General features: G+C 43.5%; 18 protein-coding genes. 2 read left to right on the top strand and 16 right to left on the bottom strand.

The genetic code is table 11. The annotated features are described in order from the left end of the window. Positions 1 to 51: 51 nt before the first annotated feature. From gap to rpoN, 4 genes are all read right to left on the bottom strand, one after another. Entirely contained in the window at positions 52 to 1,059 is a 1,008-nt protein-coding gene (gene gap / locus FED51_RS18115) for a type I glyceraldehyde-3-phosphate dehydrogenase (protein ID WP_053430306.1), read from the bottom strand. A gap of 75 nt (positions 1,060 to 1,134) precedes the next feature. After that, positions 1,135 to 2,154: a sugar-binding domain-containing protein gene (locus tag FED51_RS18120; protein ID WP_053430305.1), complete on the bottom strand. Its 1,020-nt coding sequence runs from the start codon at positions 2,152 to 2,154 to the stop codon at positions 1,135 to 1,137. Between the two features lie 154 nt (positions 2,155 to 2,308). Next, the gene (locus FED51_RS18125) at positions 2,309 to 2,554 is read right to left on the bottom strand and encodes a glutaredoxin family protein (RefSeq protein ID WP_083445449.1); all 246 of its coding nucleotides are present in this window, start codon (positions 2,552 to 2,554) and stop codon (positions 2,309 to 2,311) included. Positions 2,555 to 2,568: 14 nt separating this feature from the next. Further along, positions 2,569 to 3,906, bottom strand: coding sequence for an RNA polymerase factor sigma-54 (gene rpoN / locus FED51_RS18130; RefSeq protein WP_010899692.1), 1,338 nt, complete (start codon positions 3,904 to 3,906; stop codon positions 2,569 to 2,571). A gap of 365 nt (positions 3,907 to 4,271) precedes the next feature. Between rpoN and clpP the strand changes: the two genes are divergently transcribed. Together clpP and FED51_RS18140 are read left to right on the top strand one after the other, a co-directional pair. Then, positions 4,272 to 4,856, top strand: coding sequence for an ATP-dependent Clp endopeptidase proteolytic subunit ClpP (clpP, locus tag FED51_RS18135; protein ID WP_010899693.1), 585 nt, complete (start codon positions 4,272 to 4,274; stop codon positions 4,854 to 4,856). Positions 4,857 to 5,164: 308 nt separating this feature from the next. Continuing rightward, the gene (locus FED51_RS18140) at positions 5,165 to 6,733 is read left to right on the top strand and encodes an IS1182 family transposase (protein WP_138090473.1); all 1,569 of its coding nucleotides are present in this window, start codon (positions 5,165 to 5,167) and stop codon (positions 6,731 to 6,733) included. 121 nt (positions 6,734 to 6,854) lie between these two features. Here FED51_RS18140 and FED51_RS18145 read toward each other — a convergent pair whose 3' ends face one another. From FED51_RS18145 to FED51_RS18200, 12 genes are all read right to left on the bottom strand, one after another. Further along, entirely contained in the window at positions 6,855 to 7,109 is a 255-nt protein-coding gene (locus FED51_RS18145; RefSeq protein ID WP_053430304.1) for an HPr family phosphocarrier protein, read from the bottom strand. Between the two features lie 40 nt (positions 7,110 to 7,149). After that, the gene (whiA, locus tag FED51_RS18150; RefSeq protein ID WP_053430303.1) at positions 7,150 to 8,112 is read right to left on the bottom strand and encodes a DNA-binding protein WhiA; all 963 of its coding nucleotides are present in this window, start codon (positions 8,110 to 8,112) and stop codon (positions 7,150 to 7,152) included. Between the two features lie 63 nt (positions 8,113 to 8,175). Next, positions 8,176 to 9,144 (bottom strand): gluconeogenesis factor YvcK family protein, encoded by a 969-nt coding sequence (locus FED51_RS18155; protein WP_053430302.1) that lies wholly within the window; start codon positions 9,142 to 9,144, stop codon positions 8,176 to 8,178. Position 9,145: 1 nt separating this feature from the next. Then, positions 9,146 to 10,033, bottom strand: coding sequence for an RNase adapter RapZ (rapZ, locus tag FED51_RS18160; RefSeq protein ID WP_053430301.1), 888 nt, complete (start codon positions 10,031 to 10,033; stop codon positions 9,146 to 9,148). A 3-nt stretch (positions 10,034 to 10,036) separates the two neighbouring features. Further along, positions 10,037 to 10,516, bottom strand: coding sequence for an 8-oxo-dGTP diphosphatase (locus FED51_RS18165; RefSeq protein WP_053430300.1), 480 nt, complete (start codon positions 10,514 to 10,516; stop codon positions 10,037 to 10,039). Between the two features lie 199 nt (positions 10,517 to 10,715). After that, a complete protein-coding gene (locus tag FED51_RS18170) occupies positions 10,716 to 11,933 on the bottom strand; it encodes an ISL3-like element IS651 family transposase (protein ID WP_138090576.1) in 1,218 nt (405 codons plus the stop codon). Between the two features lie 284 nt (positions 11,934 to 12,217). Beyond that, a complete protein-coding gene (gene trxB, locus FED51_RS18175) occupies positions 12,218 to 13,165 on the bottom strand; it encodes a thioredoxin-disulfide reductase (RefSeq protein ID WP_010899699.1) in 948 nt (315 codons plus the stop codon). A gap of 75 nt (positions 13,166 to 13,240) precedes the next feature. Next, on the bottom strand, positions 13,241 to 14,317 hold the full coding sequence (locus FED51_RS18180) for a tetratricopeptide repeat protein (protein WP_053430299.1): 1,077 nt from the start codon (positions 14,315 to 14,317) through the stop codon (positions 13,241 to 13,243). A 248-nt stretch (positions 14,318 to 14,565) separates the two neighbouring features. Next, positions 14,566 to 15,621 carry a DUF871 domain-containing protein gene (locus FED51_RS18185; RefSeq protein ID WP_053430298.1) on the bottom strand — a complete coding sequence of 352 codons (1,056 nt, stop codon included), beginning with the start codon at positions 15,619 to 15,621 and terminating at the stop codon, positions 14,566 to 14,568. Between the two features lie 17 nt (positions 15,622 to 15,638). Continuing rightward, positions 15,639 to 17,000, bottom strand: a complete 1,362-nt coding sequence (locus tag FED51_RS18190; protein ID WP_053430297.1) for a PTS transporter subunit EIIC — start codon at positions 16,998 to 17,000, stop codon at positions 15,639 to 15,641. A gap of 21 nt (positions 17,001 to 17,021) precedes the next feature. Then, entirely contained in the window at positions 17,022 to 17,918 is an 897-nt protein-coding gene (murQ, locus tag FED51_RS18195) for an N-acetylmuramic acid 6-phosphate etherase (RefSeq protein WP_010899703.1), read from the bottom strand. 976 nt (positions 17,919 to 18,894) lie between these two features. Then, positions 18,895 to 19,749: a MurR/RpiR family transcriptional regulator gene (locus FED51_RS18200; RefSeq protein ID WP_010899704.1), complete on the bottom strand. Its 855-nt coding sequence runs from the start codon at positions 19,747 to 19,749 to the stop codon at positions 18,895 to 18,897. Positions 19,750 to 19,938: the final 189 nt, after the last annotated feature.

Here is a 19,938-nt window from a genome sequence, read left to right on the forward strand (position 1 = left end):
GAAAAGATCGTTTTCTCTTCCTCCTCTTTCACGTTGTCAAACGCAACTCTATTATAGGCCTTGTTTTGCGATATAATCAACGAGATCTACAACACGGTGAGAGTAACCAGACTCGTTATCATACCAAGAAATGACTTTGACCATGTTGCCTTCCATCACCATCGTTGAAAGGGCATCAATTGTAGAAGACGCAGGGTTTCCGTTGTAGTCGCCAGAAACAAGCGGCTCCTCGCTGTATGCAAGAATTCCTTTAAGATCGCCTTCAGCTGCTTCTTTAAGAGCTGCGTTTACTTCTTCAGCTGTTACCTCTTTATCAAGCTCAGCTACTAGGTCGACTAAAGATACGTTAGGTGTTGGTACGCGCATCGCTCCACCGTTAAGTTTCCCTTTTAATTCAGGTAGGACGAGGGCAACGGCTTTTGCTGCTCCTGTTGTCGTTGGAATGATATTTTCAGCAGCCGCACGAGCACGACGGTAATCTTTGTGTGGTAAATCAAGAATTTGCTGATCGTTTGTATAAGAGTGAACAGTCGTCATCATTCCGCGACGAATGCCGAATTTATCGTTAAGTACTTTTGCAAATGGTGCTAAGCAGTTTGTTGTACAAGAAGCATTTGAAAGGACATGATGGTTCGCTGGGTCATATTTATTTTCGTTAACACCCATAACGACGGTAATGTCTTCATCTTTCGCAGGAGCAGAGATAATGACCTTCTTCGCACCAGCTTCTAGATGCTTCGCTGCATCTTCACGGTTTGTGAAACGGCCTGTTGATTCTACAACAACCTCTACGCCAAGATCTCCCCAACCTAGTTGTGCTGGGTCGCGCTCTGCTTTAACTTTTACAGAATGACCGTTAATAACAAGGCTATCTCCATCCACTTTCACTTCAGCGTCAAGCTTGCCATGAACAGAATCGTACTTGAGAAGATGTGCAAGCATGTTTGCATCTGTTAAGTCGTTGATTGCCACGACTTCCACATTTGGGTTATTAAGTGCTGCACGGAACACGTTACGACCGATACGTCCAAAACCGTTAATTCCAATCTTTGTAGCCATAAAAAACTCCTCCTCGTGTTTGGTGAAAAAATGTTTTATAGTTACTTAGCAAAAAATACTAAGTGACTTGAACCATTACATTGAGAGCAACCGTTTGGCAGCTTCCTCATCTGTGATTAACACATCGCTTGGGCGATAATTCATGTAAGCGGAAATGGCCTCTGCTTTTGACGCCCCACCAGCCACTGAAATCACCAGCTTCGAATCATCTAGCGTGTCGAGCTGAAGTCCGATCGTGCGCTGCTTATAACGGACAGTTCCCTTTTTATCAAAATAATAACCAAAAGCCTCAGCCACTACTTGCTCCTCTGTAAGCTTGTGTAAGAACTCTTCACTAGAACCTCGACGCAAAGCCATAGTATTAGCTTCCCCAATTCCATGAATCACCATGCTCGCTGACTTGATTTTTTCAAGAATATCTCGCACACCTGGTTCGGCGATGAGTGAAGCGTACGTTTCTTCACTGAGCTGGTCTGGAACGTGAAGCAACTTATAATTGGCCCCAGCTTTCCCAGCCATTTGCGCGCTAATGGTGTTCGCCTGGTTTTCTACTTGCTCGCCAAGGCCCCCTCTTGCCGGGACAAACGTGACCGTTTCCATGTTCGGATCGGGCGTCATCATTTCCGCTACCGCCGCCAGAGTCGTCCCCCCCATTACAGCAATGACATCATGAGGCTTGACCGCTTCCTTCATACGGGCGATACACGCTCGTCCTAACTCGCGCTTCACCCAAGTAAAGGCATCACTATCTCCTGGAACGACAATCGCTTCTTTTACACCTAGACGTGACCTTAAATTCGCTTCTAGATCGCGTAAACCGAGCAGCTCCTTCATCACCCCTTCTAGCTGTTCATAGAGCTTCTCGCCTTCCGCTGTCACATACATGCCCGTCGGTGCAAACATGAGTAACCCTTGATCCTTCAGAAACGTTACTTCCCCGCGTAACACTCGCTCAGAAATCGCTAAACTTGAAGATAAGCTTCGCCGGCCAATCGGTTGCATGAGTCGTATGTATTGCAAGATTCGATAGCGCTTGATCATGATGTCTAGAACGTCTGGCGCTAGCTTACGTTGGATGTCAATTAGTTGATCCATAACAACAAACTCTCCTTTGTACGCAAACCCAACCTATCCGGGACGTTTTTTGACCCTCATAGACATTTTACGTCCCGATTAAGCCAAAAAATAAAGACCATATCCTTATCTTCATTTTTATTCTATCAAGGATACGGTCACTTCACAAGCGATATTAGTTTATTTTTTCAAGAAACCACGTTTTCACTTTTTGTTCGTCAATCATTCCGTAATCAACCTGTTCACCGTTAATGGCCACGACAGGGATCATAAGCTGATATTTTTCAAGCAATTCATCATCTTCGTAAATATCAACAACTTCTAGATCAAACGAAAATTCGTCTTTTAATCGTTTCATTTTAGCTAGCCCTTTATCACATAAAGGGCACTGCTCCTTTGAATAGAACGTCACCTTCAACATTATCGCTATCCTCTCTATCCATAACGTTTTCGCTTTGTGGACGATGGGATCCCAAGCTCATCACGGTATTTTGCGATCACTCGTCTTGAAGCCTCAACGTTGTATTGATCCTTTAAAAGATGGGCAATCTTTTGGTCTGATAATGGCTTCGCTTTGTTCTCCTCTTCAACTAGTTTTCGAACAAGCTTCTTCACTGAGTCACTAGAAGGCCCCTTTTCACCAAACCGACTCGAAATCGACGAGACGAAAAAGCTTTTTAATTCCAGAAGCCCTCGTGGTGTTTGCGCATACTTATTGGTCGTTGCTCGGCTGACCGTAGACTCATGGACGCCAATTTCTTCTGCCACCTCACGCAAGGTGAGCGGCTGAAGAGCACCTTCTTTCTCTTCAAAGAACGCTCGCTGCTTACGCAAGATCGCTTCTGTTACCTTTAAAAGCGTCTGCTGGCGCTGCTGAATGCTTTTCACGAGCCATTGCATCTGATGATACTTTTCCTTCGCATATTGCGCCGCTTCCCCTTCTCCATCCGTTAACAACGTCTGGTATTGCCGGTTCAGCGTAATTTTCGGTAAATAGTCATCCTGCAATAAAATCGTTAGCTCACCTTCAACCCAATCGATCGTCACATCTGGAACAAGGTAGTTTGTCGGCTCTCCCCCTATTTGACTGCCCGGTCTCGGGTCAAGCTGCTGAATGCAATCATACACACGCTGCACATCTGCTAATGAAATTTGTAAGTCATCAGCAATCATCTTCCACCTTTTCTCCGCTAATAGTTCCATATAATGTTCGACGATCGTCTCAGCCAATGGGTCTCGCTGCTTTTTCCGTTGAAGTTGAAGCAGAAGGCATTCTTGAAGAGACCTAGCTCCGATCCCAGCAGGCTCTAAATGTTGTAAATGATACAGTGTTTTTTCCGCCTCTTGATCGGTTAGACCAAGATCCGCTTGAAGGCTATGAAGACTTCTCGATAAATAGCCGTCATCACGCAAACTATAAATAAAATAACAAAGCCATTCAAACTCATTTTTATTTAAAGGCAAATCTCTCGCTTGTTGAATTAAATAGTCACTTAAATTCAGTCGTTCAACATGTAAATAGTCAAAAGGAGATGATTGGCTCCAATCTAATGTCCCTTCTCCTTCTGGGCGCTCTTCCCTCATCATTCTGATATGTTCAGATAGGACACGATCTGACCGATCTTTTAGCTCGATTAACGGGTTTTCAAGAGCTTGTTCCTCAATAAACGCTGCCAAGTCTACTGTTGAATATTGTAATAAGGAGATCGCCTGACGTAATTCATTTGTCATGACAAGACTTGTCGTCTGCTGTTGGAAAAGACCAAATTCCATGTCGATCCTCCTCACTTGTTTTCATCATAGCATATAAACGTCTAACCGCTGACGATTGTAAGCGCTTACGGTAAAATTTATTTTGGCAGATCTTTTAACACTCTACTACATATTATACATGAGGATCGAGATCATGCACTAATAGAAAAACTTTACTTACCTTCAACTTGTCCTGAATAAATGTTTAATTCATTTCAAAAAAGGTAACGATGGTAAGCAGGGATTTATCCGAAGGAAGGTGAATATGAATTTATCCAGGTTAAGACTTTTCATTTGACCTTCTTTGACCTTTTAGGTAATATGTACATAGAAGCGATGAGTAAGGCTTCATCATCTGAGTTAAAAAAATAAAGGAGGCAGTATCTATGAATTTAATTCCTACTGTCATTGAACAAACAAACCGCGGCGAACGCGCGTATGACATTTATTCTCGACTACTGAAAGACCGGATTATTATGCTCGGTACTGCGATTGACGACAATGTAGCCAATTCCATTGTCGCCCAATTGCTGTTCTTACAAGCGGAAGACCCTGATAAAGATATCTCTCTTTATATTAACAGCCCAGGTGGCTCAATTACTGCGGGAATGGCAATCTACGACACGATGCAGTACATTAAACCAAACGTCTCAACCATTTGCATCGGGATGGCCGCTTCAATGGGAGCCTTCTTACTTGCGGCTGGTGCAAAAGGGAAACGGTTTGCTTTACCTAACAGTGAAGTGATGATTCATCAACCGCTTGGCGGAACACGTGGGCAAGCATCCGATATCGAAATCCATACACGCCGAATTCTTGAAATGCGTGAAACATTGAATCGCATTTTAGCAGAGCGCACAGGCCAACCGCTTGAGCAAATCGCGAAGGATACTGACCGCGACAATTTCATGACAGCCGAAAAAGCTCGCGAGTATGGGCTCATCGACAAAGTGATTGAAACAACAAAATAAAAAGAGGCTGGGACAAAACCCGGTAAATAAAAAATAGAGAGGCACTCATCCCAATAAGTTTGGGTGGGTGTCTCTCTTTCCTTTTTATGCTCTGCTAAACTTTGTTGTTGATTTTCGCTACAGGATGCTCGCTTGCCTCGGGCATTGCCTCAGCTTCCTCGGGAAAACCGCCCTGCGGGATCTTCGCCGAATGCTTTTCCCGAAGGCGTCTCGCTCCTTTCGCTACAATCAACTAATTTGTTGAAACCTAAAGGACACCTTCTGGTAAAATTAAAGTAACCACACAATAACTTACCGGGGGTGTCCTTATGTTTAAATATTATAACATGGATCAAGTGATTTTGCCGTTAGATTTAGAAGTAAAGCTTCAGGAAAAGGATATTGCCTACACTGTAAATGACCTCGTGGAACAGATTCCTGATGAAGCCTTCGCCAGTTTTTTGCGTGACACGGGCAGCCCTGCTTACCATCCACGAATGATGATGAAAGTGATTTTATGTGCTTACACACAATCTGTTTTCTCCGGAAGAAAAATGGAAGCATTACTCAAGGATAGTATTCGTATGATGTGGCTGGCTCAAGGATACGAACCGAGTTACCGTACCATCAATCGCTTTCGTGTCCACGAAGACGTAAAAGAACTACTACGTCAGTGCTTCGTCCAATTTCGTTGCCAGCTTGTGCAGGAAAAATTGATAGAGGAAGAAGCTATCTTTATTGACGGGACGAAGATCGAAGCGAACGCCAATAAATTTACGTTTGTTTGGCGCAAAGCGACGGAAAAATACAGTGCAGCTTTGGTGGAGAAATCCAATCAAATGTATGATGAATTGCTGGAAAAGGAAATTATTCCGGTAATAGAACGGGAAGATCAGGAAGAACTATCTCCTAAAGAACTCCACGAGGTCGTGCAAAAGCTTGACGAGAAAGTGGAGGAATTTGATAAAAAAATTAAAGAAAGTGCAGAAGTAGAGGAACGTAAACAACTACGTTCGGAACGCAAAAGATCGAAACAGTACCTCAAACAGTTCAAAGATTTTTTGGCCCGCAAACAAAAATACCAAAACGACATGTCCATATTCGGAGAGCGTAACAGTTATTCCAAGACGGATCCGGATGCCACTTTTATGCGAATGAAAGATGATTACATGAAGAACGGCCAGCTAAAAGCAGGATATAATGTGCAAATTGCGACAGAAGGGCAATATACGCTTGCATTTGATGTCTTCGCAAATCCAACAGATACACGCACGCTTATTCCTTTTCTGGATAAGATTGAGGAACACTTCTTTAAGCTGCCCCAGTACATTGTCGCTGATGCAGGGTATGGTAGTGAACAGAATTATGAAGATGTAATGAATCGGGAGTGCACTCCACTTATCACGTATAATATGTACCGTAAGGAGAAGAAAAAAAGATATAAAAATAACGACTTTCACTCTGCCAATTGGGAATATGACGAGGAAACAGATTCTTTTACATGTCCAAACGGGCAAAAGTTGACGTTCCGTTACCTATCGAATCGGAAAGATAAAAGTGGTTTTACACGAGCATTTAAAGTCTACGAGTGTGAGGATTGTTCAGGTTGCCCATTCCGTTCCCAATGCACCAAGGCTAAAGAAGGCCATAATCGAAAAATACACTACAATGAAAAATGGGAACAGCAAAAGGAATCCATCAGACAAAAGCTTTCAGAAGAGAAAACGGGCGAAATCTACGGTAAACGTAAGATTGATGTGGAACCAGTCTTCGGATTTTTGAAGGCTAATTTGGGTTTCACTCGTATGTCAGTGAGAGGAAAAGAGAAGGTAAAAAATGAATTAGGTTTTGCATTCATGGCGGTGAACTTGAGAAAGTACACCGCCATGAGCAGTTAATAGGACAACAGATGACCAAAAATACAACTAAAAAGGGTCCAAACATCTTATTTTGATGGTCGGCCCTTTCTACAATTACTTCTTAGTTAGATTTGTCCCAGCCTCTTTTTATTTACGTACGTTATTCCTTTTCGATGAATGCGATAAGAGCCTCCATCGCTTCCTGTTCATCATTTCCTTCTGTGATCAATGTGATCGTTGATCCGGAGCCAATGGCCAAGCTCATGAGACCCATGATGCTTTTGGCATTTACTTTCTTTCCATCCTTCTCAATGAAGATTTCTGAGATGAAGCGATTCGCTTCCTGAACAAAGAGAGCAGCAGGGCGAGCTTGTAATCCTGTTTTCAGCTTCACTTCTACTTGTTTTTCAACCAATCCAATCTCCTCCAATCTAATTAAACTAAAATGGTATGTGTCATCGGGACGATGATGATTCAGCAGGAACACCAGCACGTAGTTTTTCAGCGAGTTCGTCGATTTTTCGCAGTCGGTGATTCACACCCGATTTGCTCACTTTCCCACTTTCGACCATTTCCCCGAGTTCCTTTAAGGTGACGTCTTGGTGTTTTAAACGTAATTCGGCAATTTCTCGAAGTTTTGTCGGTAGAGCATCTAACCCAATTTCTTGATCAAGAAACTTTATGTTCTCGACTTGACGTAAGGCGGCTCCCACTGTTTTATTTAAGTTGGCCGTCTCACAGTTCACCAGGCGATTGACTGAATTCCGCATATCCTTCATAATGCGAACGTCTTCAAAATAGAGCAGCGCTTGGTGGGCACCAATAATATTTAAAAACTCAGTGATCTTTTCACTTTCCTTAATATACGTAATAAACCCTTTTTTACGTTCCAATTTTTTTGCGTTTAATTGAAAAGAGTTCATTAATTCACAAAGAGACTCGTTATGTTCCTCATATAGTGAGAATATCTCAAGGTGGTACGAAGAGGTTTCAGGGTGGTTAATCGAACCTCCAGCGAGAAACGCTCCCCGCAAATAGGCTCGACGACAGCATGTGGCGCTAACAATGTCAGTGGAGATCGTCCGGTGGATTTGAAATCCTTCTCCGATAATTTTTAGTTCTTTGAGCAATGTCTCCGTTTCCTGCTTCAAGCGGACAAGATAGACATTGTTTTTCTTCAATCTCATTTTTTTTCGCACAAGAAGTTCAACGAACATCATCGGAAATACTTTTTTAATGAGTGTGTAGATCCGTCTCGCAATCGCTGCATTTTCTGTCGTCACATCAAGCCCTAATTGTTTATTTACAAAGGAAAGGGATCCGTTCATGCGAATGAGAGCGGCAAGCTCTGCCTTTGAACAACATAAATCCGTTTCCAACTGGGTTAACTCTTTCTTTGTCGTGGCTGCGAAAGACACGCACCTCACCCCTTTATATGTTACGTGTAGCCTGTCGCAACCTTGATTTCGCTTTCACTACACTCATTGAATAGATGACGAGGTTCTTGGCTTTCCCTCAAGAATCGCCTCTGAAACTTTACTAGCATTATGACGGAGAACATCATCTTGTTCAAGTACAAAGTAATCACTTATCGTTCCTACGCCTAATGCCTTTAATTTATGTTCATCGACGATGACAGGCTCTGCTTTCTCTTTTGCATACTTTGCTTTAACCGTATCAGAAATTGGCTCGCCATGCACGAGAATATCATCGACAATTCCCACACCGCAATGATCAATTATCGCTTGCAAATGGTCACTTGCCGTATAGCCATCGGTCTCTCCATTTTGTGTCATAACATTGCATATATATACTTTTCGTGCGCTTGATTGCTTAATCGCCTCACAAATGCCCGGAACGAGCAAATTGGGCAGAACACTCGTATAAAGACTTCCAGGTCCGATGACAATCACATCTGCCTTTCGAATGGCTTCGAGCCCCTCTCGCAACGGCTTCGTATCTTTTGGCGTTAAAAATACACGTTTAATCTTTTTTCCTGCTTTCGGAATGGACGATTCGCCTGTTACGATCGTCCCATCCTCCATCTCTCCATGCAAAATAATACTCCGGTTCGAAGCGGGTAACACTTTCCCTCGAACATTAAGGACCTTACTCATTTCAGAAATACCACGGGCAAAGTCGCCTGTAATCGATGTCATTCCTGCAAGAAGTAAATTTCCCAGCGAATGTCCAGACAGCCCATTGCCATTTTCAAACCGGTGCTGAAACAATTGCTCGAGTAACGGTTCGACTTCTGATAGCGCGACAAGCACATTGCGCACATCGCCTGGCGGTGGAATGTCTAGCTCTTTCCGAAGACGACCGGAGCTCCCCCCATCATCTGCTACGGTAACGATCGCCGTGATGGAAACAGGAAAGGTTTTCAACCCTCGCAACAGGACTGATAACCCTGTTCCCCCACCAAAGACGACTACATTCTTTTTTCTCACGTTAACGTTCCTTCCCCTTTTCCACGTCTCGATGGCTGACGTGCATCATGTATTCATTAGCAAACACCTTGGCAAAATGTTCTGCTAATGTGACGGAGCGGTGTTTTCCTCCTGTACAACCGATTCCAATCACAACCTGGCTTTTCCCTTCCCGCTTATACTGTGGGAGCATGAAGGAAAGTAAATCTTCCAGCTTCTCGATAAACTGCTGTGTTTCCGTCCATTTTAAAACATAGGAGGACACTTCTTCCTCCAGCCCTGTTTTCGGGCGCAAGTGATCGACATAATGGGGATTCGGTAAAAACCGAACATCAAATACTAAATCTGCGTCAATCGGTATCCCATACTTAAACCCAAATGACATCATATTTACGGTGAATGAATGATGCTCTTCACATGAAAAACGTTGAATAATTTTCTCCCGCAATTGGATGGGCTTTAAGTCGGTTGTATCAATAATTTGTTGTGCTCGCCCTTTTAAATCCTCTAATAGTTCTCTTTCCTTTTTTATGCCATCGAGAGGCAAACCGTGCTTCGCAAGCGGATGAGACCTGCGTGTCTCTTTATAGCGTTGAACAAGCTTGGCATCCTTTGCATCCAAGAATAAAATTTGAATGTTATACTTTGACAGTGATGATTGGTCAAGAAGATCAATCGACTCAAACAGCTGATCGAAAAACGTTTGTCCACGTAGGTCGATCACAAGGGCCAGCTTATTCATTTTCCCGCTAGAACTTTCAATTAACTCAATAAACTTAGGAATGAGCGCTGGGGGCAGATTATCTACACAGAAGTATCCTAAATCTTCGAGGCTTTGTACGGCAACGGTTTTCCCTGCTCCAGACATTCCTGTAATAATGACAATATCGATTTCTTCCTTTACGTTCATCTTTCAGACCCCCTTTTTCATTTGTGGTTCTGGGTCTAACCGATACGATAATAGCTCAAAATCTGGTGTATAGTGAAAGGTGCCATACAAGAGGCGATCAGAATGAAGGACATGCTTAAAAATCCATTTATCCCCTGCAGCCATTGGGAGTTCAAGAACCTCATCCTTCTTTTTCCACTCGAGCTTTCCTTCCGGAGATTGTTTAAGCATTTCGCCCTCATACTTAGTTGCCTTAAACGTAAAGAGCATCCATTCGGAAACAATCTTCCCTTCATCGAAGATCACCATTGAAAAAATCCCCTTCAATTCAGGGTTTTTAACGGTAATGCCCGTTTCCTCCCAATATTCACGCTTGACTGTCTCAAGAATGGATTCTCCTGCCTCCATTTTCCCTCCAGGAGCGACCCACCAGCCACGTCTAGGTTTTTGCAATAATAATACTTGATCATGATCAACGACAATACAATTAGTTACACGTTGCAACGACTTCACCTCACGTTCTCGTCCACTTCCATTATACCTTCATTTATAAGGCGTCACAATTGTTCTGATGTAAACAGCAAAGGATGTTACAACGCTTTTTGTCATCGCATAGGGAACGGTGTTGATCACTTGATGAGGATCGTGTCGATTAATCGGTTCTTAGTCAAATGTTGGGGTGGCATAGGAGGGCGAGCCCCTCTTATCCTACCCCGAATGTTTGATGTTTGAATTGATGATGCAAGAGAATACGGTTTCGCAAGCGATCATAACGCCGAAAACCAAAGGCATTTCTCTTAATCACCTTCGTTTGATTATTCAGTCCTTCAATAAAACCATTGTTTAAGCCAAACGCGAGGCTATTCAAGATCTCGGTCTGCCAGTTCTTCAGCGTCTGAATGGCTCGGTGGAACTCCTTTAACGGGCTCGCCTCCACTCTTCGGTAAAAGGCGTAGAGCCCTTGTTTCACCTCGCTCATTCGTCCTTCCCTTCCTTGCATCTTCGCTTCTTGATACCACTGACGAAAATGTTCTTTTAGCTCATACGCTTCCCTTAAATCAGGGGATAGCTCTAAGTACCGCTCCACCTTCTTCTTTTGCTTATCATCCAGTCCTTCTCTCTCTTTCTGAAACAGATGTTTGATCCGTTTACATCGTTTTCGATGATACGGATGGAACGCTTTTTGCACTCGGCGGCGAACCCCTTCCAGAGCCCAGTAGATGTAACGACAGAAATGGAACGGATCCCCAATGATGAGCGGGTGGCCTAAGGCCTTTTGAACAGCCGACTTGAAGGTATAACTTAGATCCATCACGACTGTTTTCACATGATGACCCTTCTCTTGAAGATATCGTTTAAGCGTATCGGCTTTACGATCCGGTAAGATATCCAGTGGCTTCCGTGTATCTGCATCCGCAATGATCACTTGATATTTCCCCGCATTCGTATCCCCTTTGTAATCATCAATCGCAATCCGAGGAGGAAGGTGATCCACCTTCTTCACGAGGGGGGCCGCCAATTGATCAAACCGGCGCATGGCAGTTGTCACGGACGTTTGGAATTGATTCGCTGTGTCCGTAAAGTTCTTCCCTTGAATGAGCCGTAAGCGAAACGCTTGATTCCATTCCACTGTCTGACGCTGATATCGCTCTACAAAACAGGCTTTCTCCGCAAACCGCTTCCCGCATCTGCACGCGTACCGGCGCTTTCGATAGAATAGATACACCCACCGTTCAAAGAGCTTGAGATGTTGAACTTTTTGGATGCGGTAATCATGGATTCTCTCGGTTCTCTCCCCGCAGGATGGGCAACGATGAGGCGTTCGCGGCATTTCTACATGGAGCGCGATAAAGCCCTCTCGTTCCTCCATCTTTGTGACCTTCACACCTTTTAATCCGGGCAAATCCATGGTAAAATTCATCGTACACGCAGCTCCTATCCTTTCTTTGTTTCTCGACAATTCAAGGATAATGGATAAAGGAGCCTGCGTGCATTTTTTTTGCCCTCTTTTGTGCAAAAACCCCAACATTTATTGTAGAGCCGATTAATCTGATTGTGAATAGATAAAAAAAGGGCACGGACACAAGGTCCGTGCAAAAAATATATAAAAAAGGGGGTCAATTACTTACCTTTATCATACGCTCTCTTTATTTCACAGCTGTTACAACCGGATTAAAATGGAGTTACGTTTTCCATTATTCACTATTAATTTTTTACTTTTTCAGCCAACTCTTCAATGTAGTGTTGTACATTTTGCGCCGCTAAGCTCCCGTCCCCCGTTGCTGTAACAATTTGTCGAAGCGATTTTTCGCGAACATCACCAGCAGCGAAAATACCTGGTACGCTCGTTTCCATCTCTTCGTTTGTCACAATGTACCCTTCGTCATTCAAAATGTTTAAGTTTTTAACCGCTTCATTTAACGGAAGCATTCCAATGTAAATGAACACACCATCTGTTTTAAAATCTTGCTGTTCCCCTGTTTTCGCATGCTCGATCGTTACGCTGCTCACTTTTCCGTCCGTCCCGTTGATTTGTTTGACGACATGATCCCAAATAAACTCAATCTTGTCATTGTCAAACGCCCGTTGCTGTAATATCTTTTGCGCTCGCAATTGATCGCGACGGTGAATGATCGTAACCTTTGACGCAAAACGGGTGAGGTAGACCGCCTCTTCAACCGCAGAGTCACCACCACCAACGACGACAAGCTCTTTACCTTTGAAAAAAGCACCGTCACAAACCGCACAGTAAGAAACACCGCGCCCGCTTAATTCTTTTTCTCCTGGGACACCTAGCTTTTTATACTCAGCTCCTGTTGCCACGATGACCGCACGAGCTTTATATTCCTTATTTCCTGCTTTCACTAGCTTCAAATCGCCTTGATCGATAATTTCTTTAATATCACCATATGCATATTCTGCACCGAATTTTTTCGCATGCTCAAACATTTTTGTTGAAAGCTCCGGTCCTAAAATATGGTCGAAGCCGGGATAGTTTTCTACATCTTCCGTGTTGGCCATTTGCCCCCCTGGGACTCCACGTTCAACCATGACGGTGCTTAAATTAGCCCGTGACGTATAAACAGCGGCTGTCATCCCTGCTGGACCAGCCCCGGCAATCACCACATCGTATACTTTTTGTTCTTCACCCATTCCTATACACTCTCCTTATCGTAATCCCATGCCCTTAGTATGATCAGTGCTTCCTCTGTTTATCGTAAAAAATGATCAGCTGTTCTGTCTACTTTTTTGCTTCACATGCCACCCTTCATACGTAACGTCCTCTTTTTGCAAAATATCGACGATACTCATGGCATAATAGTCAGCTGCTTGTTGGACACCAAGAGTGGCTGCTTTTTTCCAATATCGAAGCGCTATTTCTTCTTGGCCAAGGTGATACGCTGCAACACCAATACAAAAATGCCACTCAGGGTCACTACTAATCGACGTCCACTCTAATTCCTTTAAACGATCATAGGCTTGTTCATACGCACCGACAGCGCACAAAACTTGCGCCACTTTAAAACGATGGGCTCGGTCCATTGGATGAACCGCAGATAAGGCTTGAATCAGTGATTCCGCTTGTTGTTGCTGACCTTGTTTCTTATAAAATAACGCCATGTTGCAAAGGGCAAACAGGTTTCCCTGATCTTCTTCAAGGATGTGCTCGCACACCTCAAATGCCTTTTCAACATTCCCTAAGCGAAACAACGCTTGGGCGTATTGATTGTAAGCTGTCCAATAGGAAGGCTCTTCATCCATTAACTTTTCAAGGAGGACAATGGCCTCTTTCAGCTGCCCCTCTTCAAGAAGTTGACAGGCCTTTTCATGTTCTAACAAAAATTGATCGGTTGGTGTGAGCTCATTTTCCCACTCATCCCCTTCCTCCTCCTTTTCAAAACGAAGAAGGTCCAACAAATCATGAGCATCCTTGGCAAACTCACCGTCAGGCTGATCACTTAAATAAGCTATCGCACAATGCTCTGCTTTTTCGAACAGTCCTAAATAAGCATAGTTATTAGCCATAAAAAAATGGCACTCACTATGGCCTGGATCTAAGTTTTGCACAACCGATTCGAGAATGTCATTGGAGCGTTCGTAGTGACCTAGCTCTGAAAGGACTGCAGCTAGCTGTATATGAAAAACAGGCTCCTGTTCTGTTAATTTAACCGCCCGTTCTAACAGCTTTACAGCGCGAGACAAATGATTTTTGCGAAAAGCAATCACACCGCGACGAAAGAAGTAATCTCCACTTTGAATAAAGGGGATGATCTTCTTTTTTCCTGATTCTATCGATACATCCATGAAGTTCGATTCCCTCCAACCCTCTCAAACATCTCCTTGCATTATACAACATTTTTCGTCATAGTGGTGGGAGATTTTAGGTAAATTGTCGGAAGTCCGCGAATAAAAGAGAAAATCGCTAGAAGAATGAAGAAAAAGTAAGAGAAATGAAGAAAACCGAGGATTTCTCTTATAGAACCATCATGTGTTAAGAAATAGCAAGGAGAAACAAGGTTTTCCCCTTGCTTCTCCGGATAAGCTGCCTATCATTACTCATCGGTGACCAATCGAAACGGTTCTCCAGGACGAAGGATGTCTAGTAGAATCATATCTTCCTCCCTCACGTTGGCGACAACATTTACTTTTTCATCAAAAGGCAATTCTTTTTTCATAATCTGAAGTTCCCCTTCATAGCGACCATATGTTTCATTATCAATTGTCACCGTACCCTTCAGTCGAGAGCTAGGCGTCTGGGTCTCTTTCGCACGGATAGCAAATTCCCCTTTGCGAGCGTACGGCCTCGATGTCTCTGAGCGAATGACATCTCTTGCAGGGTCAAAGCGTTGCCGATGGGGAAGCTGTAATAATGCTAACTCAGCTTCTTGAATATCTTCCCGTACACTTACGCGGAGCCGCGCCTCATTTTCACGAAATGTCATAAGGGAATAAGGAGAGAGATCCTGATCCCCAATGACGATGGCATCCGTGTGTAACTGATCATGCAAATCCCTCGCAGCACCATAAGGAGAAACCTCTCGATGGGCTTCAGCGGTCGGCAACCCTCGGTAGAGCGGACCACGTTTTTGCCCATCCCCACTAACAAAGGCAACGGTTTTTAAGCCTTGGGTGTGAAGCCATTGATTCCTACGTTTGATCCATTCCAAGCTAAGCCCTGTCTCTGGTCTAGGGTAATAATTGTGCCACGCCTCCACGTTTTTCAACGAGAGTCCTTGATTGACAAGTTCATGTAAAAACGTTTCTGTCAACGTGCTTGCATTGAAAGCGATCTGATACGTTTTTGCCAACTCCATGATCGCCTCTGCTGAAAAACCATAATCCAACCTTAGGCCATCTACGGACTCGTCAAGAGAGGCCACATAAGGTAAAGAAGAAGGGGACACATCGACGATTACACGCAATCCACACCTATGCGCCTCTCTTACAAGTTGATCGAGTCGCTCTACATAGAGGGCGGCATCCTCCTCTGGAATATGAAGAGACGTAAACACGAAGGTAAACCGAGCCTCGCTCATTCTACGTATATATTGTGTCTGATCTGTACGGTATCCACTGTTTCCTAAAAACAGAGAGAAGCCTCGTTCCATTACCGTTCACCTTCCATTTAACCGATATTTTCTGCCATTTCTTCTTTGTATCCAAACAAATACGTAAACAAAAATCCGAACGTGTACGAAACGACCAATCCTAAGAAATAAATGAAATATTTATTTTCAGCAATGAGTGGAATTAAGGAGAGACCGGATACACCAATACCGACTGCCGCTGTTGACATGACCGCTTGGAAGGCTCCACCGACTGCCGCACCACAACATGCTGTAATAAATGGACGCCCGAGTGGGAGTGTTACCCCGTAAAGTAGCGGTTCTCCAATGCCAAGGAAACCAACAGGCAATGCCCCTTTTACAGTATTTTTCAAACGCTGATTTTTTGTTTTGACGAAGACGGCAATCGCGGCGCCTACTTGACCTGCCCCTGCCATCGCTAAAATCGTTAAAAGCGGGGTCACCCCTTGACTATTAATAAACTCGAGGTGAATCGGGGTTAGCCCGTGATGCATCCCGACCATGACAAGAGGTAGGAACGTTCCTGCTAAAATCGCTCCTGCCACTGCCCCCCCAATGTCGAGGACTCCGTTAATTCCTGCTGTCACTCCTTCTGCAATCCAGCCACCAACAGGCTGAAGAACGACGATTGTACTTACACCGACGATAAGAACCGTTAAAAATGGGGTCAAAATGATATCAACAGCTGAAGGGACACCTTTTCGTATTTGCTTTTCAACGACGGCCATAAGCCAACCGGCTAACAAGACAGCAAAGATCCCACCTCGACCTGGGACGAGCTGCTCACCAAAAAGGGTCACGTTTTCCAACGCAGGGTTAATGATTAAAATACCAGCTATCGCGCCAAGGGCTGGTGTGCCGCCAAACTCTTTCGCCGTATTCCAGCCGACGAGAATCGCTAGGAAGGTGAAAATTCCACTACCAATGACGAGCAATATTTGTAGCCATGTCGTGTCAGGGGAGACGCCTGCATTTTGAGCAAAGTTCGCTCCGCCATTAATTAATCCTGAAGCAACGAGCGCTGGAATAAGCGGAATAAAGATACTCCCTATTCGCTTCAAAAAGTTTTTAATCGGCGTATTGTTTTTCTTTTTAATCGCTTGCTTCGTATCCTCTGCGACATGGTCGGGGTCGTCTACTTCATTTAACGATAACCCTGTTTGCTCACACATCTTGGCTGCTACTCTATTGACCGTTCCTGGACCGACAACAATTTGTAGCGTGTCATCCTCCACAACGCCCATCACACCATCAATGTTTTTTAATTGCGCGATGTCTACCAGCTTATCATCGTGAAGGTCTAAACGAATTCGCGTCATACAATGAGCTAATCGTTTAATGTTTTCCACGCCGCCTACGTGTTCTAATATCTCTTTGGCCAGCCTTTCTTCTTTTTTCATGTTGATCCCCCTTTTTATCCGTTAATTAAGCTCGTGAACCGCTTTTCGGATAAAACCACCGTTGCGGTCAAGCGTCATTTGTGCCTGGTCTACCGAACAACCAGTTAATATCGTGATAATCGCAACTTTGACAACACCACCTGCTTCCCGTAAATGCTTCTCAGCAACTGCAGCTTCCACGTCAGTCGCTTCCATAATGATGCGCTTTGAGCGCTCACGAAGCTTTTCATTCGTGGGCTTTAAATCTACCATTAAGTTTTTATATGCTTTTCCTAAACCAATCATCACCGTCGTTGAAATCATATTGAGAACGAGTTTTTGCGCTGTTCCCGCCTTCAATCTGGTCGAACCCGTTAATACTTCACTTCCTGTTTCCACCTCAATTGGATAAGTCGCTATTCTTGAGATTGCCGCTCCTCGGTTACAAGCTAAACTTCCAGTCACCGCACCAACTTGATTCGCATACTTCAGTGCACCAATGACATAAGGTGTTCGGCCACTTGCAGCTATGCCAACAACCACATCCCGAACGGTCAGTTGGATCTTTTTCAGGTCCGCCTCTCCTAGACCTTCATCATCCTCAGCTCCCTCTTTCGCTTCAATAAAAGCTTTTTCCCCGCCAGCAATTAAGCCAATCACTCGATCTGGTGCGACCCCAAACGTCGGCGGACATTCTGCCGCATCTAAGACGCCTAGTCTCCCACTCGTTCCTGCCCCTACATAGATAAGCCGTCCTCCTTGCTTCATTGCTTTGATTGTTTCTTCTACAAGCGGGGCGATCGCCGGAAGAGCTTGTGCAATTTGCTGCGGAACGCGGTGATCCTCTTCGTTCATTGCTGTTAAGATTTCAATCGTATTCATCTCATCAAGATTCATCGTCTTTTCGTTGCGCAATTCCGTAGTTAGTTTATCTAGCATGACGTTTCAGTCCTTTCGCCTCCTTTTGTATTCGCTTTCATTATACTAGATTATAAAATTAAAAATCAACCTATTAATAGTTTTATATGAAATTTAGTTTCATTTTATGTCAATAAGAATCCGCTTCATTCTCAAGAACACAAAATAATGTCCCGTGCTCCTTTATTAGATACCAATTGGCGGATGCGATCATTTTTTATTCTTCCATCCTTTATCGACGTTTTAAGTGCTTAGAAAAATGCCATGAAAGGTGGCTAGAACATAGTTAATAAGAGTGCACTCACCGCCGGAGTACCACTCTTATTTTTCAGCTGTTATTTTATACAGGGTTGATTGTTTCAAAAACACTCGCTTGCTGCGGGCAAGGATTCAGCTAATCGAGGTCCTGATTTTACATCCGAAGGTCTAGTGTTTTTGTGCTTTTATATTAAATGGAGTTATTCGTCTAGATAATTTGAAGCATAAATAGAGAACAAGATAGATAAGAACAATAGATAAAAAATAATATACCAGATTGATTTCTGTTTTTAAAAACTCAGTTGGCGTAAATAATAAAAGCTTATTCGACACAAACCCATCAAAATCTCTATACCAGATAAAGTGAAAAGGAAATCCCATAGCATACTCTGAAATACCTGTTGAACTTATTCTACTTGGTGGAAAAAAAACGACATGTAACAAAGGGATAATCATGCTCATTCCAATGATCTTTTTATTGACCCTTCCCAAAGCAATCACCTCTTTTAAATTTATTATATAATACAATACATACTCTGGACTCTACTAAGAATACAGCCTACTTGGTTTAAAAGTAATAGGATATACAATAGGGGCTAGAATCAATAATACTTGGAATGCTTCACTAGTATTAAAATGATTCAGGGTTTACGTTTATACATGAATGAACAGAAAAAAGTTCTGACCATTTTATTTTGATGATCCGAACTTTTTTCGTCTGGCTAGTTTTGTCCCAGCCTCACTTTCGTTTTTCTTCTGTTTTCTTTCGCGATGCATCAAACGCATCAAGAAGGTCGCTTCCGATTCGGTGGAAAACAGAAACGTAGAGAGCGTCGATCACATTTAATTGGCTCGTCCTTGAAGCAATGCTTCCGATCCGCTGCTGTACTTCAATATCAGGGATGAGTAATGAAACAGCCGCTTTACGGGTAAGAGCAGAACGGGATGACGCTGTAATTCCAATAAGCTTAACGTTTCGCTCCTTTGCATAGTCTGCTATGTCGAGTACTTCCTTCGTATTTCCAGACGTACTCATACAGATCACCACATCCTGCTCATCCATCATCGTAATAAATGGGATCATCTGATGATAGTCACCTGAGGCAAGTGAGTGAAAGCCTAAACGCATAAATTTATACTGACCGTCGATACATGACGTAAATGAGCCACCAACACCAAAAAAGGCTATTTTTTTGGCTTTCACCATTTGCTCAACCGCTTCCGTAAATGCCTGTTCATTCATCGCTTTTGTTGCCATATCTAAAGCCATTTGATTCAACGACGAGACCTTTTGAAATAAGATCGGTGGGGAATCATCGGTTTCTAAAAGGGAGGCACTGTTAATGTAAGCTTCTTTTCGGGTTAGTTCTTTCGCTAGCGCCAGCTTCAGTTTCGGGAAGCTTTCTAAACCTAAGCGCTTACAAAATCGGACAATGCTTGATTGGCTGGCATTGGCTTGCTCCGCCAACTGCTTTGTCGTCATCGTTGGGACAAGCTCCGGATGTTTCAGGACATAGTTTGCAACCTTCGTCTCCGCCGCTGGAAAAGAAGCTAATTCCTGTTCTATTTTCGCAAGTAACATCGTTTGTGGCACAAAATCACACCGTTTCTCATAAATTGTTCCTTTTCTATCATCGTCGTTTTTTTATTGAAAATCAAGTCTTCATTTAAGCAAAATGACCTTCTACGATTTGTTTCAACAAGCTTGATTTGACCATTAAGTTTTAATGTGAGAGAGTCTTGGCTTGTTGCCAGTCCTACAGGGGAGTCATTGTTTATTTAT

The sequence above is a fragment of the Halalkalibacterium halodurans genome (assembly GCF_005671335.1).
GTDB classification, from domain to species: Bacteria; Bacillota; Bacilli; order Bacillales; family Bacillaceae_D; genus Halalkalibacterium; species Halalkalibacterium halodurans.

What these genes read in the sequence shown, in the direction of transcription:
- gap (WP_053430306.1), bottom strand. Translation starts at nt 1,059, where the DNA reads ATGGCTACAAAGATTGGAATTAACGGTTTTGGACGTATCGGTCGTAAC.
- FED51_RS18120 (WP_053430305.1), bottom strand. Translation starts at nt 2,154, where the DNA reads ATGGATCAACTAATTGACATCCAACGTAAGCTAGCGCCAGACGTTCTA.
- FED51_RS18125 (WP_083445449.1), bottom strand. Translation starts at nt 2,554, where the DNA reads ATGTTGAAGGTGACGTTCTATTCAAAGGAGCAGTGCCCTTTATGTGAT.
- rpoN (WP_010899692.1), bottom strand. Translation starts at nt 3,906, where the DNA reads ATGGAATTTGGTCTTTTCCAACAGCAGACGACAAGTCTTGTCATGACA.
- clpP (WP_010899693.1), top strand. Translation starts at nt 4,272, where the DNA reads ATGAATTTAATTCCTACTGTCATTGAACAAACAAACCGCGGCGAACGC.
- FED51_RS18140 (WP_138090473.1), top strand. Translation starts at nt 5,165, where the DNA reads ATGTTTAAATATTATAACATGGATCAAGTGATTTTGCCGTTAGATTTA.
- rapZ (WP_053430301.1), bottom strand. Translation starts at nt 10,033, where the DNA reads ATGAACGTAAAGGAAGAAATCGATATTGTCATTATTACAGGAATGTCT.
- FED51_RS18170 (WP_138090576.1), bottom strand. Translation starts at nt 11,933, where the DNA reads ATGAATTTTACCATGGATTTGCCCGGATTAAAAGGTGTGAAGGTCACA.
- trxB (WP_010899699.1), bottom strand. Translation starts at nt 13,165, where the DNA reads ATGGGTGAAGAACAAAAAGTATACGATGTGGTGATTGCCGGGGCTGGT.
- FED51_RS18180 (WP_053430299.1), bottom strand. Translation starts at nt 14,317, where the DNA reads ATGGATGTATCGATAGAATCAGGAAAAAAGAAGATCATCCCCTTTATT.
- FED51_RS18185 (WP_053430298.1), bottom strand. Translation starts at nt 15,621, where the DNA reads ATGGAACGAGGCTTCTCTCTGTTTTTAGGAAACAGTGGATACCGTACA.
- FED51_RS18190 (WP_053430297.1), bottom strand. Translation starts at nt 17,000, where the DNA reads ATGAAAAAAGAAGAAAGGCTGGCCAAAGAGATATTAGAACACGTAGGC.
- murQ (WP_010899703.1), bottom strand. Translation starts at nt 17,918, where the DNA reads ATGCTAGATAAACTAACTACGGAATTGCGCAACGAAAAGACGATGAAT.